General features: G+C 50.1%; 15 protein-coding genes. 7 read left to right on the forward strand and 8 right to left on the reverse strand.

Annotation, left to right across the window (positions count from 1 at the left end):
• Positions 1-64: 64 nt before the first annotated feature.
• Positions 65-406, reverse strand: coding sequence for a Grx4 family monothiol glutaredoxin (locus D6M16_RS08170; protein ID WP_027252810.1), 342 nt, complete (start codon positions 404-406; stop codon positions 65-67).
• Positions 407-726: 320 nt separating this feature from the next.
• Between D6M16_RS08170 and sodB the strand changes: the two genes are divergently transcribed.
• Positions 727-1311 (forward strand): superoxide dismutase [Fe], encoded by a 585-nt coding sequence (gene sodB, locus D6M16_RS08175; protein ID WP_046218679.1) that lies wholly within the window; start codon positions 727-729, stop codon positions 1309-1311.
• A gap of 157 nt (positions 1312-1468) precedes the next feature.
• Here sodB and asd read toward each other — a convergent pair whose 3' ends face one another.
• Positions 1469-2584 (reverse strand): aspartate-semialdehyde dehydrogenase, encoded by a 1116-nt coding sequence (asd, locus tag D6M16_RS08180; protein ID WP_027252812.1) that lies wholly within the window; start codon positions 2582-2584, stop codon positions 1469-1471.
• Between the two features lie 719 nt (positions 2585-3303).
• A complete protein-coding gene (gene yejK, locus D6M16_RS08190; RefSeq protein WP_120511367.1) occupies positions 3304-4317 on the reverse strand; it encodes a nucleoid-associated protein YejK in 1014 nt (337 codons plus the stop codon).
• 76 nt (positions 4318-4393) lie between these two features.
• On the opposite strand from yejK, the gene D6M16_RS08195 reads away from it, so the two are divergent.
• Complete coding sequence (locus D6M16_RS08195; protein WP_027252814.1) at positions 4394-4612, forward strand: YejL family protein; 219 nt, start codon at positions 4394-4396, stop codon at positions 4610-4612.
• Positions 4613-4645: 33 nt separating this feature from the next.
• A complete protein-coding gene (locus tag D6M16_RS08200; RefSeq protein ID WP_120511368.1) occupies positions 4646-6520 on the forward strand; it encodes a DUF3413 domain-containing protein in 1875 nt (624 codons plus the stop codon).
• A 62-nt stretch (positions 6521-6582) separates the two neighbouring features.
• Here the strand turns inward: D6M16_RS08200 and D6M16_RS08205 are convergent, their stop codons facing one another.
• Positions 6583-6858: a hypothetical protein gene (locus D6M16_RS08205; RefSeq protein ID WP_120511369.1), complete on the reverse strand. Its 276-nt coding sequence runs from the start codon at positions 6856-6858 to the stop codon at positions 6583-6585.
• 396 nt (positions 6859-7254) lie between these two features.
• On the opposite strand from D6M16_RS08205, the gene D6M16_RS08210 reads away from it, so the two are divergent.
• Positions 7255-8763 (forward strand): GGDEF domain-containing protein, encoded by a 1509-nt coding sequence (locus D6M16_RS08210; protein ID WP_120511370.1) that lies wholly within the window; start codon positions 7255-7257, stop codon positions 8761-8763.
• Here D6M16_RS08210 and D6M16_RS08215 read toward each other — a convergent pair.
• From D6M16_RS08215 to D6M16_RS08225, 3 genes are all read right to left on the reverse strand, one after another.
• Entirely contained in the window at positions 8747-10738 is a 1992-nt protein-coding gene (locus tag D6M16_RS08215) for a DNA topoisomerase III (RefSeq protein ID WP_120511371.1), read from the reverse strand. The genes D6M16_RS08210 and D6M16_RS08215 overlap by 17 nt on opposite strands.
• A gap of 158 nt (positions 10739-10896) precedes the next feature.
• On the reverse strand, positions 10897-11445 hold the full coding sequence (locus D6M16_RS08220) for an NAD(P)H nitroreductase (protein WP_120511372.1): 549 nt from the start codon (positions 11443-11445) through the stop codon (positions 10897-10899).
• A gap of 117 nt (positions 11446-11562) precedes the next feature.
• Positions 11563-13578: an NADPH-dependent 2,4-dienoyl-CoA reductase gene (locus tag D6M16_RS08225; protein WP_120511373.1), complete on the reverse strand. Its 2016-nt coding sequence runs from the start codon at positions 13576-13578 to the stop codon at positions 11563-11565.
• 210 nt (positions 13579-13788) lie between these two features.
• On the opposite strand from D6M16_RS08225, the gene sppA reads away from it, so the two are divergent.
• The 3 genes from sppA (at position 13789) to D6M16_RS08240 (ending at position 17556) form a co-directional block, all read left to right on the forward strand.
• A complete protein-coding gene (sppA, locus tag D6M16_RS08230) occupies positions 13789-15642 on the forward strand; it encodes a signal peptide peptidase SppA (RefSeq protein WP_120511374.1) in 1854 nt (617 codons plus the stop codon).
• A gap of 118 nt (positions 15643-15760) precedes the next feature.
• Entirely contained in the window at positions 15761-16774 is a 1014-nt protein-coding gene (gene ansA, locus D6M16_RS08235; RefSeq protein ID WP_120511375.1) for an asparaginase, read from the forward strand.
• A 107-nt stretch (positions 16775-16881) separates the two neighbouring features.
• On the forward strand, positions 16882-17556 hold the full coding sequence (locus D6M16_RS08240) for a glutathione S-transferase family protein (protein ID WP_120511376.1): 675 nt from the start codon (positions 16882-16884) through the stop codon (positions 17554-17556).
• Positions 17557-17597: 41 nt separating this feature from the next.
• Here D6M16_RS08240 and D6M16_RS08245 read toward each other — a convergent pair whose 3' ends face one another.
• Positions 17598-17897: a YeaC family protein gene (locus D6M16_RS08245; RefSeq protein ID WP_120511377.1), complete on the reverse strand. Its 300-nt coding sequence runs from the start codon at positions 17895-17897 to the stop codon at positions 17598-17600.
• Between the last annotated feature and the right edge of the window lie 14 nt (positions 17898-17911).

Consider the following 17911-nt stretch of genomic DNA (forward strand, 5'->3'; position numbering starts at 1 on the left):
TTTGGCAGAAACAAAAAGACCCCGCACTGCAGGGTCTTTTTTTATCCGTACCAGCTGTCAGATATTATTCTGCGGCTTCTGCACTGTCGCGACGTGCTGCGGCTTCTTTGATTAATGGCTGCAGTTCACCTTTCTGGAACATTTCCAGAATAATGTCACAACCGCCAACCAACTCACCTTCGATCCACAGCTGTGGGAACGTTGGCCATTGCGCATAAATTGGCAACTCAGCGCGGATATCCGGGTTTTGCAGGATATCAACGTAAGCAAATTTTTCACCACAAGCCATCAGCGCCTGAGAAGCCTGTGAAGAGAAACCGCAGCTCGGCAGTTTTGGTGATCCTTTCATGTACAGCAGAATTGGGTTTTCTTCGATCTGCTGTTTGATTTTGTCGATGGTTTCCATAGCTTCCTCTAACAACGTTAGCTTTATAGTAAGTGTGATACCCACATTCTACTTTGTCACGGCAAGGAAAAAAACGCCTAATGAAAGTAAGGTTAAGACTTATACTTGTCTGAACGCTTGCTTACCATCTTATGCCTGCTGCGACCTTTTTCATTCAGACTACTTTTAATAAAGAAAAAACTTGCTAAAATGATTTGCAAACACGCAAGCCTATCGCTTGTATACAATAACAAACACAGTTTGAAGTGACGCAGGCTTTAGCCTGCTAACGGAAGCAATGTCGTGGGTCTGCCCACACCATCAATATGGAGAATCGAGTAATGGCATTCGAACTACCTGCTCTACCGTACGAGAAAAATGCACTTGAGCCGCACATCTCTCAAGAGACGCTGGAATACCACCACGGTAAGCACCACAACACCTATGTTGTGAAACTGAACGGCCTGATCGAAGGTACTGAGTACGCAGACAAATCTCTGGAAGAGATCATCAAGACCTCGACTGGCGGTGTTTTCAACAACGCAGCTCAGATCTGGAACCACACTTTCTACTGGCACTGCCTGAGCCCAAATGGTGGCGGTGAGCCAACTGGCGCAGTGGCGGATGCCATTGTTAAAGCGTTTGGTTCTTTTGACGCATTCAAAGCCAAATTCACTGATTCAGCAATCAACAACTTTGGTTCATCATGGACCTGGCTGGTGAAGAAAGCCGATGGCTCTCTGGACATCGTTAACACGTCTAACGCTGGTACTCCACTGACTGAAGAAGGTGTAACGCCTCTGCTGACAGTTGATCTGTGGGAGCACGCTTACTACATCGACTACCGTAACCTGCGTCCTGACTACATGAATGGTTTCTGGGCACTGGTTAACTGGGAATTCGTTGCTAAAAACCTGGCAGCTTAATCCTCAAACCTGACGGTTCAGATCGCAAAAGGCCCGCACTCATGTGCGGGCCTTTTCTTTATGTTTCTTTTTGTTGAAGATTCAGTTGCTGATTTTTCAGCACTCAGCCAATGACTTACTGAATAGGCTTATCTGCTCTGAACTATCAGGCTTTCTCTCAAGCTTTCTCTGCCAGAATGATACGCAGCGTACGGCGCAGCGGTTCAGCAGCACCCCACAACAGCTGATCACCCACAGTAAAGGCATTCAGGAAATCATCGCCCATTGCCAGCTTACGCAGACGACCCACAGGTACAGACAGAGTGCCTGTCACTTTCGTTGGCGTCAGCTCCTGCATGGTAATGTCACGCTCGTTCGGGATCACTTTAACCCAGTCATTGTGCGAGGCAATAATACCTTCGATTTCATCCAGCGGAACATTCTTCTTCAGTTTCAGCGTCAGCGCCTGGCTGTGACAACGCATTGCACCGATACGTACACAGGTGCCGTCAATCGCAATCGGGCTGTTACCGGTTGCCAGAATCTTGTTAGTCTCTACGCCGCCTTTCCACTCTTCTTTGCTCTGACCGTTTTCACGTTTCACATCGATCCATGGGATCAGAGAGCCCGCCAATGGCACACCAAACTCAGAGGTTGGGAAGTCAGCTGAGCGCATCGCTTGCGCCACTTTACGGTCAATATCCAGAATAGAGGTGGCCGGATTCGCCAACTCGCTGGTAACGTTGTCGTTAATGACACCCATCTGAGAAATCAGCTCGCGCATATTCTTAGCGCCGGCACCAGAGGCTGCCTGATACGTCTGGGAGGTCATCCACTCAACCAGACCGGCCTGGAACAAGCCACCGACTGCCATCAGCATCAGGCTGACAGTACAGTTACCACCGGCGAATGAACGCACGCCAGAGTGGATACCCTGCTGAATTTGATCGAAGTTAACCGGATCCAGAGTGATGATGGTTTGATCATCCATACGCAGCGTCGACGCCGCATCAATCCAGTAACCCTTCCAGCCTGCCTGACGCAGCGCCGGGTATACTTTCTCTGTATAGCTGCCACCCTGGCAGGTAATAATGGCATCAAGCTTCTTCAGTGCATCAATATCAAATGCATCATGAAGTACGCCTGCATCTTTACCGAAGTCAGGCGCAGGAATTCCAACCTGAGAGGTTGAAAAGAAAACAGGTTCAATATGGTCAAAGTCTTTTTCTTCCACCATACGTTGCATAAGCACAGAACCTACCATGCCGCGCCAACCGATCAAACCAACTTTCATCATAGCTTGCTACACTCCATGTTGACGTGATTGGGCACCTCCTGAACTGATTGGAGAAAAGCCACTTTAATATGCAACAGGTCAAATAAAGGCCATCAGTGACACACTGACAGCCGCATACCCATTTCAATCACGTTTTTGAAAACCACATTCATGACTGTTGCGCATCAGAAACACTCTGCAATAGTGCAACAACCATGAACCGAAGATAGCTAAATACCATAAAGCAAAGCCCCTACCAACGCAACAAAATGCCAAAATTAGCTGGTGTCAAAGCTGTAACACAGCGCAGCATGGTGAGCACATCAGCATTTTTAGAGCATTACGCTAATTTGATGTCATTGAACAGAGTGATGATGCTAGATTTTCAGGGAATCAGTCATGATTTTTCTGCAAAAGCTAAAATACTGTTTTTCACACTCTTTAATACACTAAAACGTATATTCAATTACCTTTAGCTCACTTTATCGCAATCAGAGGGTAAATTTACTACCAACTGATAAAAACCTTCAAAAACGTGTCGGTAACGAGCGATTATCAGGCAAGATAAAGGTTCAGAAATAAGCAGATAATCAGAAGTGAAGCGTTGTGATAGCGCAGACAAACTGGCTCTGAAGATTAGATAAGGGATAACACGGATAAAATGTCCGAAACACTAAGGTTAGATCAGACGTGCCGCACTGACTTACATCTGTGCAGCACATCTGGCCAACTGCCTATCAAGTGTCGCTGTTTTGACGGCGCTGGAGCTGATCTTTGAGGTTCGGCGGTGTACCTTTGATTGTCAGTGTATCAGTGTCCGGATCGTAGAAAATTCGCTCACCCAACAGCATGCTGTCAAAGTTGATCGTCAACCCGCCACCAGAGCCGACAAACTTGGTCAGCTTACGCATGGCAGCACGATCTGCCGGAAAGGTCTCTTCCAGCTCGTATCCCTGATTGGAGGTAAACTGATAAAAGTCGACACCCGCCTCTGTAGCGGGTAACTCACCCGACAATTCTTTCACCGCAACTTCTTCTCCAGCCTGCAACTGACCATTGCAGTAATCGTAAACCTGCTTGCGGTATTGCTGCTTTTCCTCTTTATCCATACGAGAATCGGCACAGAAATCCTCAACCGCTTGCATCAGTACCTGATTCTGTACTTTGACATCCAGCCCGACTTCCGCTTGCAGAAAATCCAGGAAAAAGTCGGCCACTTTGCGACCAACCCGTCCCTTGATAAAGGTCAGGTAGCGATTACATTCGGGATCAGTCTCCCAGGATGACAAGTCTATCCGGGCAACAATTTCCATTTTGCTGACATCCAGATAGTCTGTGGCGCTAATATCAAGTTGATCAGTCACCTTCATGCTGTGGCAGGTAGGCAGAAGACCAATGAAGAGATAATCGGTGGCCAGAGACTGGTATTGCGCCATGACCAGTGTCCCGGCGTCAGCAAACGGATACTTCACCAGTTCAGATTGCAGACGTTGTGAGGCCTGATTTGAAAAAGTCAGGAAATCCAGTTCCCCCTGGCGACACTGTTTCAGCCAGTAACCGAATTCACTCTCTTCGGCGAATCGGCCAAAGCCTTTGGCACCCTTGCTGCTGTAAACCCGGTGTAATTCAGCAACCAGTTCACTGGTGGTGTCTGTATGTTCTAGTTCCTGCTCTCTCAGTTGAACTGACAGCTCATCTTGTTCGTTTTTCGAGAATTGGTGCAGGATGACGTTGGAAAGCGTGAGACTCATAATGGAAAAGTTTTTCAGTAAATCTAAAGTGTAGGGTATTATAAGTCGCTTTCTTCACCATAAAACAAGACCTGATATGCCAATTACATCAAAATACAGTAATGAAAAAGTGGAACAGATCCTTAATGATGTGTTCGATGTCTTTGAAAAGCACGATACATCTGCTGAATTAGCGCTTATGATTGTAGGTAATGTTGCTACCAATATCATTAATGCCGATGTTCCAGCATCACAACGTCAAGCCATTGCTGATAAATTCGCCCAAGCTCTGCTGACCTCAATCAAGAAAGATTAATTCCAGCACCAGAGAGAAGAAGAACACAGGTATATGGTCTCCAGCGGAAACAACTACAAAGAAACCGTGTCTCAGCTAATTAGCTGGGGACACTGGTTCAGTTTTTTCAATATTATCGCAGCCATGCTGTTAGGCACCCGGTACATCATCCATTCGGACTGGCCGGAAACCCTGATGGGGCAGCTTTATATGGGCCTGAGCTGGGTGGGTCATTTCGGCTTTCTGGTTTTTGGCTTTTACATTCTCATTCTGTTTCCTGCCAGCTTTCTAATCCCTTCTCAGCGTTTGATGCGACTGTTTGCGGTGCTGGTTGGAACCATAGGTCAAACCATACTGATTCTGGATACCCACGCTTATGAAAGCCTGGATCTCCATCTCAGCCCTCTGGTCTGGGATCTGTTACTCAGTGGGGAACGGACCGAACTGAATGCCCGCTGGCAATACCTGTTCATCGTTGTGCCAGCCATTTTCCTGCTGCAGCTGTTTTTATCTGAATGGCTGTGGCGCAAGCTGCGTAAGCTTACACGCAAGCATGTCGGCGTGCCGATTGCGTCTGTGTTTGGCCTGTGTTTCCTCGCCAGCCACCTGCTCTACATCTGGGCGGATGCCAACCTTTATCGGCCAGTAACCGCGCAGCGATCCAATTTTCCGCTGTCTTATCCAATGACAGCCAAGTCCTTTATGGAACGTCATGGCCTGTTAGACCGGCAGGAATACGCCCGTCTGCAGGAAAAGCAGGGCGTTGAAAACAGCGAAAGCATCCGCTATCCGCTTAAACCGCTGTCATTCAGCGATAAAGGGACCGGCCAGAACCTGTTGGTCATTATGATAGATGGCTTACGCAGTGATATGATCACAGCTGAAACCATGCCGTATCTGGCTGCCTATGCACAGCAGAATCTGAACTTTACTGAGCATTACAGTACAGGAAACGACAGTACTCTGGGTACGTTTGGTTTATTTTATGGCCTGCCTGGCGCATACAATACCAGTATCCGGGCAGAGCACAGCCCGCCGGTTTTACTCGAAACTCTCACCAAACGCGGGTATCGGTTTGGTTTGTTCAGTGGTTCAGGCTTTGCCGATGTCATCTATCCGCAGGCTATCTTCACCAAAGATCAGCTTGCTTTAGCCGAGGCCCTGAATCCGGAGACTCACAGTGATCAGCAGGCCATTGCCAATATGCAAAGCTGGCTGAGCAAACAAACCGCAGGTAAGCCCTGGTTTGGTTATCTTGAGCTGGTTTCAGTCCAGGATTACGAAGATTCTGACAATGCCGTTGCCGCGACGTTTAGCCCCTCGCTGAAAGATACCCAGCCCGGTGAAGACTCAAGCACAGATCCGGCTGAACTGCTGAAAAACAGTTATCGCAATTCGGCTTACTATGTTGATGAACAACTGATTGGCATCTTTGATAGCCTGATTAAACGCGACATGCTGGACGATACTGTGGTCATTATCACGGCTAACCACGGCACTGAGTTTAATGAAACCGGCACCAACTCCTGGGGATCGGGATCAAATTACAGCCAGTATCAGTTGAAAGTGCCGTTGATCGTACATTGGCCAGACAGCCAGACAGCACAAATCAGCCGGGCGACCAGTCACCTGGATATTGTCCCGACTCTGATGGAAACCCTGCTCAGTACCACGACAGCACCTGAATTTTACAGCAGTGGCATCAGTCTGTTCGACAACAGTAACAAGCGACGCTGGGTGCTGGCTGGAGACAATCAGGACATTGTCGTTGTTCAGTCGGAAGGCACCACAATTGTGGATAAATACGGCAACTACACTGTGTATGACGCTGAATACAAAATGATGGATAACGGGAAACCGAAACTCTCCACTTTGATGCAAGTGATGCATGAGCTGAAGCGGTTTTATCAGCCAGGTTCTGGGCAATAACATCTGACAGGGCAGCTCGTATAGCTGCCCTGTTCTATGATCAACAATGACCAACCGCTCCACTAATGGTAGTCAACATTGCTGGCGTAGCATTGTTCATAGCCATCATTCCAGCCATTAGCGTATTTATTCTCTTTCTTCATTCTCTCAGGATCCTGACGAAACCCGTCATAGAAAGTCGTCGCCTGCACTTTCCGGCTGTCACACCCATCCTGATACCCTTCAAGGTAATTGCGGGTAAATCCCAATTCCGCAAGCTGAGAATGCCGTGTTTGGCCACATGCCGACAAAATCAGAGACAGTGATACCCACAATAAAAACACATGTCGTCTTTTCATGTTCTCACCTGACGGTGTTGATAAGTCAAAATTTCCCCGTAAGGTAAAAATAGTGAAACTTATCAGTTCGCCCTGTCTCAAGATTGACACAAGGGGCGTCTAACAACAAAGTGCTCACAGCATGTCCGGACCAATCGGCTCATGTTGGCTGCAAGTCATCAAAAACACTCACCGGCACCTCTGAGCAGCATTCTCAAAATAAATACCCCCAGAGTATCACTGCAACAACACTCATTAAGACATGATAAATTTGACTGTGGCCGGATTTTAACCAATTGTTTTACCTGTTTATTAAATTTTCCGCGTGCGCACTCTGTTCTCTTTTCATTATTCTTATATCGTAATGTGTTGAAAAATATTTCATAAACCCTCTAGGTCAGTAGCAGCGAGAACGGAATGGATTCCTTCTATCAGGCATACTTTTCACAGTGGCAGACAACAACAAAGCGGTCAGCGGTTATTGACGGGCTGCTTCCTCTGTTTTGCCGCCATTTAAATGCCTCATCGTGCCACCTGTTCGTAAAAAAGCATGCTGAATGGATACATTTCACCCATTGCTCCCCATGCATTCATGCGCCAGCCACACCGCGTGATGAAGAGCTTGATGACTGGCTTTGTCAGCCCCTGCCTTTTTACCGGCAGAGTGCTGAGAAGACGGTGTTATGGCTCCCGCTGCAACATCAGGGTATACCTCTTGGCTTATTGGCACTGAGTTATCCGGCAGGTTCAGCACTCACCGATCCTGACTATTTACAGCCTTGTATCCTCCACCTGAGTGCCGAGATCAGAACTTACATCGGTCAACATGCTGGTTCAGGCCCGGTTTTACTGGATATGCTGCAGGGCTTGCACGACATCTCTTTTGCTCTATGGCGCGCACAAAGTATTGACGATATGATCTTTCATGCGGTGGAACAGGGAAAGAAAGTGCTGAATATTGATCGTATCGCTGTCTTTCTTCTGACAGGGCATAACAGAATGAAAGGCACTTATGGCACAGATACCGAAGGAAATACGGTCAAAGAAGCCTATTTTGAATCCGCTATCCCGCCTCACTGGTTCATTGACCATCCCCAGGCACAGCATGGTTACCTGGCCATTGAAGAAAACACATCGCTTTATCATGATTTGCAAGAAATCGGGGTTGGCTGGAGTGCCTACACCTCATTGTGGGACGGAGATAAGCGCGTCGGCTGGATAGCCTACGATAACCTGATTAACGGACGTCCGCTGGCTGACTATCATCCCCAGCTTCTCAAGCAATTCAGCTTTATTGTCTCTCAGCATCTGGTTCGCAGACAGACAGAAGAAAACCTCAACCAGCTCAATGGCGAATTGGAAAAACGCGTTACTGAGCGGACTCGGGAACTGCAGCAGTTAAACCGGCAACTGGAATACACCTCCCGTCATGATCCCTTAACGCAGGTGCCGAACCGGCGTGTGTTTGATCAGACCCTGCCCTTAGAATGGCGCAGGGCCCAGCGGCATCAGTTACCCGTATCTTTGCTGATTATCGATGTGGATCACTTTAAGTCATTCAATGACAACTATGGTCACGCAACTGGCGACCGTTGTCTGACTCTGATCGCCCAGACACTGGTCTCGGTCGAGCGACGGGCAGGCGCGCTGTTTGCCCGTTATGGCGGAGAAGAATTCGTTATCTTGCTGCCGGGTCAAAACGCTCAGGCTGCGATTGTCGCCGCCGAAAACACCTTAGACGCTGTTCGTTCATTGCTCATTCCAGTCAACGATCAGGAATACTCTAGTGTCACTGTGAGTATTGGCATCAGTTGTATGGTACCGGACAAACAATCTACAGCGAATCAACTGTTTAACCAGGCCGACAGCGCCTTATACAAAGCCAAGTCGCTGGGCCGGGACACCTTTTTTATTTACGACGACTAGCCGTCTTCTTCTGGCCTGACGTTTTCTGACCTGAAGCACCTGAATGCTGCCTGCCCCGTGCACGTCGGCTATAACTCCCTTTTCCTTTACTGGCCGGAGGCGCAACCGCCTGAAGTGTCCGGAGGCTTGGCGGGACGCCCCCTGATTTTATCGCCCCCATCAGTTGCTCAATCTGCTGTTGCAGCGCTCCCATGAACGGCTGGTAGGCATATTTCCGCTCAGCCATGTCTTGCAGCTGGTGTTCCCAATGTGCCGTCATGTCCGGGTACGTCGCTTCGTCGGGTAAGGCGTACACCAAGGCGCGGCCAGCGTCTGAGGCATGAATATTCTTCCCCTGACGGTAAAGCAACTGGCGCTTGAACAAGACCTCCATAATACCGGCCCGGGTGGCTTCCGTACCTAAACCGTCCGTCTCACGCAGAATCTTCTTCAGCGATTTATCTGCCACAAATCTGGCGATCCCCGTCATCGCCTGAAGCAAGGTTGCTTCGGTAAAATGCTTAGGCGGCTCAGTCACCCTGTCTTTGATCTCTCCGTCCTGACAGGTCAGCACTGTGCCTTTATCCAAAGGCGGTACCTTATCGGCCAGATCCTGCTCTTTGTCTGTATCGTCTTTGCCCTGCAACACTTTCCAGCCTGGCTGCATCAGCTGGCGGCCTCTGGCAATAAACACCCCGCCTGCGATAGAAAAGGTCAACTTGGCTTCTGCGTAGACCGCTGCCGGGTAAAACTGCATCAGATACTGACGGGCAATCAACTGATAGACCTTGGCTTCCTGGTCACTCAGGCTGCCGGGCTGCACGGCTTTTGGGGTGGGAATAATGGCATGGTGCGCATCGACTTTACTGTCATTCCAGGCTTTTGAGCGTAACGACAAATCGGCGCCATTGACAGCCTCAAGCATCTGCGGTGCCGTTGACGACACGGCTTTCACCACTTCACTGGCCTGGCGGTAGTGATCGACCGGCAGATAACGGCAGTCGGAACGCGGATAAGTAATGACTTTGTGTTTCTCATACAGTGACTGGCAGCACGCCAGTACATCTGCCGCGCTCATGCCAAAGCGACGTGCCGTATCTATCTGCAGTGCCGACAGAGAATACGGTAATGGCGGTGATTGGCGGGTTTCTTTTCGCTCCGCATCCGAGACAGTGGCTGGCTGGCCTTTGATACGCGTGACGACATTTTCACACAGCTTGCGATTGAGCACCCGGCCTTCCTCGTCTTGCCAGGGCTCACAGGCCTGGCTCGGCTGCCAGCGGGCGCGGATAACATTGTCCTGATAGGGGAGCAGTGCATAAACATCATAGAAAGGAACCGGCACAAAGTTGGCGATTTCGTCATCCCGGCGAGTTACCAGTCCAAGCACAGGTGTTTGCACTCTACCCACCGACAGTACGCCTTTATAGCCGCCCCGCTGCCCGAGCAAGGTATAGGCACGGGACATATTCATGCCGTACAGCCAATCCGCCCGGGATCGGGCCAGGGCCGACACGGACAGCGGAATAAAATCGCTATTGTCCCTTAACTGCCCGAGCGCTCTTTTTACTGCTGCCGGGTTAAGATCTGAGATCAGTAACCGTTTCATGGTCGCTTTTTTCGCGGCGGCCAGTTTAACGTAATCAATCACTTCATCAACCAGCAACTGGCCTTCCCTGTCCGGGTCGCCGGCATGTATCACTTCATCCGCCTGCTTAGCTAACTTGCGGACCACACTCAGTTGCTGCTTGGCGGATTTTCTCGGTGCCAGCTGCCATTGCTCAGGGATGATAGGCAAATCATCCAGGTTCCATTTCTTATAGCGCGGATCATACGCATCCGGTTCAACCTGCTCGAGCAAATGGCCGATACACCAGGTGACAATGTCGCCGTTGGCTACTTCAATATAGCCTTGATGATTCTTATGCGGACGGGGTAATACGGCTGCAATAGCGCGTCCAAGGCTGGGTTTTTCAGCGATATAAAGACGGGTCATGAAGTCTGTAACTACTGGAAATAACTTTCCGCACTATAAAGAATTCAGCAATAGATGACAATCATTACTGGATATAAACCCAGTAACCGTTCACAAAGCCGTCGCAGAAATGAGGCAAGACAGGCAGCAAAACGCTGCCTGAGGAAGTCAGCAGGAAACTATAAATACTCAACAAATTGCGCTAAATTCCGCTCTGGCGCTTTCGCATCGCGGCAATCCGGGGTGCCCAGATACAGAAAACCGACAATCATATCATCACCCTGTACGCCCAGCGCTTCGCGCACCACAGCATGATATGCCCAGCTTCCTGTCCGCCAAAAACCCGCAAAACCCTGAGCAACTGCCGCCATCTGCATCGCCTGAGCCGCACAGCCTGCCGAGATATGTTGTTCAATCACAGGGATTTTATCGCTGGGCTGTACTTTAGCGACAACGGTAATGACCATAGGAGCACGGAAAGGTGCTTTAGAGGCTTTCTCGATCACTGCCTCTTCTGCATCGTCAGCCTGAGCGGCAGACACCAGAATATCGGCCAGCTTTTGCAACCCTTCACCTTCGGAGACGATGAAACGCCAGGGCGTCAGCGCACCGTGATCCGGTGCCCGAAGGCCGGCACGAAGAATATTGTCCAGCGCCTCACCCTGAGGGGCCGGGGCCGTCATTTTAGGCAAAGAGCGACGATTAAGCAGCAGCGACAACGCATCCATAAATTATGTATCCTCGATGATAACGATTCTTGTTAAATACCATACCACATCTGCTCTTCTGAGTAACGGCAACGAAAAGAGGCTCCCTCAGGAGCCTCTTGGTCACAGTAGCCGATATCACAGACGGGCGGCCAGCTCTGTTCCCTGGCGGATAACACGTTTTGCGTCCACTTCTCCTGCAAACTCAGCACCGCCAATGACGTGCACATTGATGCCAAGCTCTTTAAGCGGCGCCGACAATTCTTCCACTGAAGTCTGACCGGCACAAAGCACAATATGATCCACCTCCAGCACACGCTGCTGCCCTTCCACACTGATATGCAGGCCTTGCTCATCTATCTTCTCGTAGCTGACACCGGACAGCATTTCCACACCGCGTTTCAGCAACACCTGCTGATGGATCCAGCCTGTCGTCTTACCCGGCCCTTTACCCATCTTGCCCGGACGACGCTGCAACAGCCACACCTGACGCTCACTGTGCTCGCTTTGAGGCGTACATAAACCACCAGCATGCGTAATGGTTTTATCAATGCCCCAGTCCTGTAACCAGCTGTCCAGCGAACTGTCCTGAGGCTCTGTGAGCATACTTGAGACATCCACCCCGATACCGCCAGCGCCAATCACAGCAACCCGCTGACCCAACTGCACTTTGTCGCGGATCAATGTCTGATAATCGATGACCTTATCACTGGCTTCCAATCCGGGAATGGCAGGAATACGAGGTTTCACCCCGGTAGAGACCACGACATCGTCATACCCTTTCAGCTCGTTGATATCCACCGCCTTGCCCAGTTTCAGGTTCACGCCTGTCTGACTCAAACGGCGGGAGAAATAACGAATTGTTTCCCGGAATTCTTCTTTACCCGGAATTTGCATCGCCAGATTAAACTGCCCGCCGATGTAGTCGTTCTTCTCGTATAAATCGACCTCGAAGCCGCGTTCTGCCGCCGCCGTTGCGAAAGCCAGGCCAGCAGGGCCTGCACCAATCACCGCCACTTTGCGATGCTGTGCTGCCGGTGTCAGCACCAGCTCGGTTTCGTAACACGCCTGAGGGTTCACCAGACAGCTTGCCCGTTTGCCGGCAAACACATGATCCAGACAAGCCTGATTACAGCCAATACAGGTATTAATATCGTCTGCACGGTTCTGTTCAGCCTTCAGCACAAAATCAGCGTCAGCCAGAAACGGACGGGCCATAGACACCATATCCGCCTGATCGGCAGCAAGGATAGACTCTGCCACTTCTGGCGTATTAATCCGGTTACAGGTCACCAGCGGAATCGACACTTTACCTTTGAGCTTTTCCGTTACCCAGCTGAACGCAGCGCGGGGAACCTGGGTTGCTATGGTAGGTACACGCGCCTCATGCCAGCCAATGCCGGTATTGAGGATAGTCACACCGGCGGCTTCCAGCGCCTGGGCCAGCTGCACCACTTCATCATAAGTACTGCCCTGTTCCACCAGATCCAGCATCGAAAGCCGGAAAATAATGATGAAATCGTTACCTACCCGGGCACGAACAGCTTTTACCAGCTCAAGAGGAAAACGGACCCGGTTCTCATAACTGCCGCCCCATTCATCGGTTCTGTGGTTAGAACGCTGACAGATAAACTGGTTGATCAGATAACCTTCAGAGCCCATCAGCTCAACGCCGTCATAACCCGCTTCCCTCGCCAGCTCAGAGCTGCGTGCAAAAGCGTCAATGGTCTTGAGGATCTGGCGGCGGCTCATTTCTTTTGGTGTGAATTTAGAGATAGGTGCTTTAATGCCAGAAGCACTGACAGCAAAAGGATGCATCGCATAGCGCCCGGCATGCAGAAGCTGAAGGGCAATCTTGCCACCTTCTTTGTGGACAGCATCTGTGATAACCCGGTGCGCCCTTGCTGCCCGTCCGCTGCTGAACTCTGCACTGAGTGGTGTTAAGCGGCCGCGAAAATTGGGTGCAAAACCACCGGTCACAATCAGGCCAACCCCACCTCTGGCGCGGGCAGCATAAAAGGCAGACAGCTTTTTAAATCCATCGTGTGCTTCTTCCAGGCCGGTATGCATAGACCCCATCAACACCCGGTTTTTAAGCTGAGTGAAGCCAAGATCCAAAGGTGCCAGCAAGTGTGGGTAGGTAAGAGTGTCCATAGCTTCCCTATATCTCTTTAATTATTGTAGGTCAGACCACTTATAGCATAGGGTTAACGTCTATTCAAACACCCGTTTACATAACCTCAACATCCATCACTGCTGTGACACTTTTCAAATACGCTATTTTAGTCGCAATATAGCTATCATTAGGATTTTACGCTGAGTCTCGGTTAGGATAAGCACTGGGATTTATTATCAGGAAAGGCCATGAAAGTACTACTAAAAGGCATTGCCAAAGTGCTGCGCGGATGTTGGAAGTTACTGAGCTTCACCCGTCAGCTATTTTTCAACCTGTTTTTTATTGCTCTGATTGGGGTAATCATTTTCGCCTTCCAGCAAGGAGCTGAATCACCGGCCCTGCCAGAAAAGGCTGCTTTGGTACTGGATATTGACGGCCCGATTGTAGAGCAGCGATCCTACGTCAATCCCTTCGATCAGTTTGTCGACAGTGCCATGGGCCAGGTGCCGGTTCAGGAAAATATCCTGTTTGACATTGTCGATACCATCCGGGCAGCCGCCAAGGACGACAGGATCACCGGCCTTATCCTGAATCTGAAGAGCATGCCAGAGACCAACCTGACGAAGCTGCGCTACATTGCCAAGGCCATTGAAGAATTCAAGCAGGCCGGCAAACCTGTCTATGCCACTGGCGATCACTACCGCCAGAGCCAGTACTACCTGGCCAGCTTCGCCGACAAAGTATTCATGTCTGCCGACGGCGGTGTCATGCTGACAGGTTACGGCAGCTATTCGCTGTACTATAAAACGTTACTGGATAACCTGGATGTCACCACCCATGTCTTCCGTGTCGGGACCTACAAATCATTCGTTGAACCTTACACCCGCGACAACATGTCGGACGCTGCCCGCGAAGCAAACACAGTCTGGCTCAACCAGATGTGGGACGCTTACACCCAGGATGTCGCCCTTAACCGCCGCATCCATGCCAGTGTCCTGAACCCTGAAGTGAAAGATCTGGTTGCTGAGCTGAAAAGTGTCGATGGTGATTTCGCCCGCCTGAGCCAGAAAATGGGGCTGGTGGACGAGCTGGTCAGCCGTACCCAACTGCGCCAGACCTTTATCAAGGAATTTGGCAGCGATGGTGACCATGGTTTCAATCAGATCAGTTATTACGATTATCAGCCTTCGGTTGGCTCACCATTCGAGCCGAGCAACAATGGCATCGCGATAGTCGTTGCCAGCGGCGCTATTGTTGATGGTCAGCAAGGGCAAGGCAGAGTCGGTGGCGACACAACGGCCGCTTTGTTGCGAGAAGCCCGTCTTGATGATGACATTAAGGCGGTGATTCTGCGCGTTGACAGCCCTGGCGGCAGTGCCTTCGCTTCCGAAATTATCCGCAATGAGGTTGATGCATTAAAACTGGCCGGCAAACCAGTGGTAGTGTCAATGTCCAGCCTGGCGGCCTCTGGCGGTTACTGGATCTCGTCCAGCGCCAGTGAAATTATTGCTCAGCCAACCACGATTACAGGTTCTATCGGTATCTTCGGTATGCTGGCTACCTTTGAAAAAGGCCTGGAAAACATCGGGGTGCACAGCGATGGCGTCGGTACTACCCCCTTTGCCGGTATCGGGATAACCCGAGGCTTGCCTGACGATGTCGCTGAAATTTTCCAGCTAGGTATCGAAAACGGCTATCAGCGCTTCATCAGCCTGGTGAGTGAGAATCGCCATATGTCACTGGAAGAGACAGATAAAATAGCCCAAGGTCGAGTCTGGACAGGCCAGGATGCACTGAAACTGGGTTTGGTTGATCGGCTGGGTGATTTCGATGATGCCATTGTCTCTGCGGCCAAACTGGCAAAACTGGATAGCTACGATATACGCTGGATAGACTTGCCGCTCAGCCCGATGGAGCAGTTTCTGCAGGATATGGCTTCGGAAACCAGTGCCCGTATTGGCATGGCAATATCCGCCCAGCTACCCAATGTGTTCACGCCGGCCTTGCGTCATATCACAACTGATATCACCAATATGAATAATTTTAATGATCCCAAAGGACAATATGCTTTCTGTCTGAATTGTTCCAGCACAGGAAATTAACTCTTTTCGGATTCACAGTGATGAAACTTGACTTAGCCCGGTATATCCGGGCTTTTTTTCGCCGGTTTTCGCCGTATAATGCCTTCACCATCAATCACTATGCTGTACCCGTACTCTAATGACAAAAAAACATATCTATATCGCCTATACGGGCGGAACAATAGGAATGCAGAAATCAGCACATGGATATATTCCTGTTGCTGGCTTTATGGAACAGCAACTGCAGAACATGCCTGAATTCCACCGCTCGGAAATGCCTGCATTCACTATCCATGAATATGCACCACTGATTGACTCTTCAGATATGACACCTGAAGACTGGCAACGCATTGCCGATGATATTAAGGCCAATTACGACAAGTTTGATGGATTTGTCATTCTTCATGGTACGGACACCATGGCCTATACTGCTTCTGCTCTGTCATTCATGCTGGAAAATCTGGGCAAACCTGTAATTGTCACCGGCTCGCAAATCCCGCTGGCAGAAATGCGCTCGGACGGACAGAGTAACCTGCTCAATGCGCTGCATCTCGCGGCAAATTACCCGGTCAATGAAGTCACGGTTTTCTTCAACAATCAGCTTCTGCGCGGCAACCGCAGCACAAAAGCGCATGCCGACGGTTTCAATGCGTTTATTTCACCCAACATGCCGGCGCTGATCGAAGCAGGTATCAATATTCAGGTCAAACCCACCACAGAGCTGAACAAACAGCCTGCAGGCGAGTTTCGGGTCCACCAGATTACCCCGCAGCCTATCGGTGTGATTACTATGTACCCCGGCATTTCACCTGAAGTTATACGCAACACCCTGCGCCAGCCGGTCAACGCCATGATCTTGCTAACGTTCGGGGTGGGGAATGCGCCGCAAAACGCTGAGCTGCTGGCCCAGCTCAAAGAAGCGGCCGACCGCGGCGTCATAGTGGTTAACCTGACTCAGTGTCTGTCCGGAAAAGTGAATATGGATGGCTACGCAACTGGCTGTGCCCTGGCAGATGCCGGCGTACTCAGTGGCTATGACATGACCCGTGAAGCCGCACTGGCTAAACTGCACTATCTGCTTAGTCAGGCGCTGCCAACAGAAAAAGTGCGTGAGCTGATGCAACAGGACATCCGCGGCGAATTGTCCCGCTAATCCAGTTAATCGGGCGACGTCAAAAAGAGCCGCACTCGTGCGGCTCTTTTTATATCTCAGCTACACTTATAGCAAATTTCGTCTGTTGGCTATGAGCAAGGTTGATTATGATTCTGCACGGTGCCTCCATTTCTCCTTTTGTCAGAAAAATCATGCTGGCCTTATCTTACAAAGGGCTGAACTACGACTTACAACCGCTCAACCCGTACCTGGAAAAAGAGCTGGCGCACAGACGCCATCCGATGGGAAAAGTGCCGGTACTGGAACATGACAACCTGACAGTTATCGACTCAACAGTTATTGCCCATTACCTGGACGACATCTACCCGGTTCCTCCGCTATACCCGGGCGATGCCGGTGAAAGAGCAAAAATCCGTTGGCTGGAAGAATATGCCGATACCCGGCTCAGTGCACTGCTCGCCGGCGTGCTCTTCTATCAGAAAATACTCAGAGGGCAGATTCTGGAAAAAGAGGTTGATCAGGATGCCATTGACGACTGCATTCAGCATCACCTGCCACCGGTTCTGAGCTACCTGGAAGAACAAGTGCCACCTGAAGGGTATATGACGACCCGTTTTTCGATGGCTGAAATTTCGCTATGGAGTATTTTCCGCAGTGGCTGGATGGCGGGTTTAAGATTGCAGCCTCACTATCCTAAACTGGCTATGTATCTGGAAAGTATTGAGCAAGAGCCCTGGGTGTCGAATCTGGTGACACAGGAAGATCATGAGCTGGGTGGGTTTTACTGTGACCCTGTGCCTTTAACTGTGCCCAAGCAGTGATATCTGCCAATGAGCACACCGCCTTTACAGGGTCATAGGTATCAGTTTTGCTGCAAAGAGAAACGGGCAATATCTGCCACAGGGGTTTCACTGTCTTCTATGGCAAAATCACGCTTCAGCTCAGATTTAGACTTAAAGCGTATCTCACCGCCGGCTGCCACTGTCATATGCTCGGCCTCAGTATTGTGACGAGACTGATACAGCATAACAGCCTGCATAGTGGATTCTTTCTGAGCGTCAGTTAACGGGGTGCCATCGGCCCATTTGCCCGTTTCAGCCGCTGCCAGTAACTTTTGATACACCTCTGGGGTCATTGCAGCCAGAATCTGTTGTACATCCATCCCATCTACTCCTC

Origin of the sequence: Photobacterium salinisoli (assembly GCF_003614885.1) — a bacterium.
Taxonomy (GTDB): Bacteria; Pseudomonadota; Gammaproteobacteria; order Enterobacterales; family Vibrionaceae; genus Photobacterium; species Photobacterium salinisoli.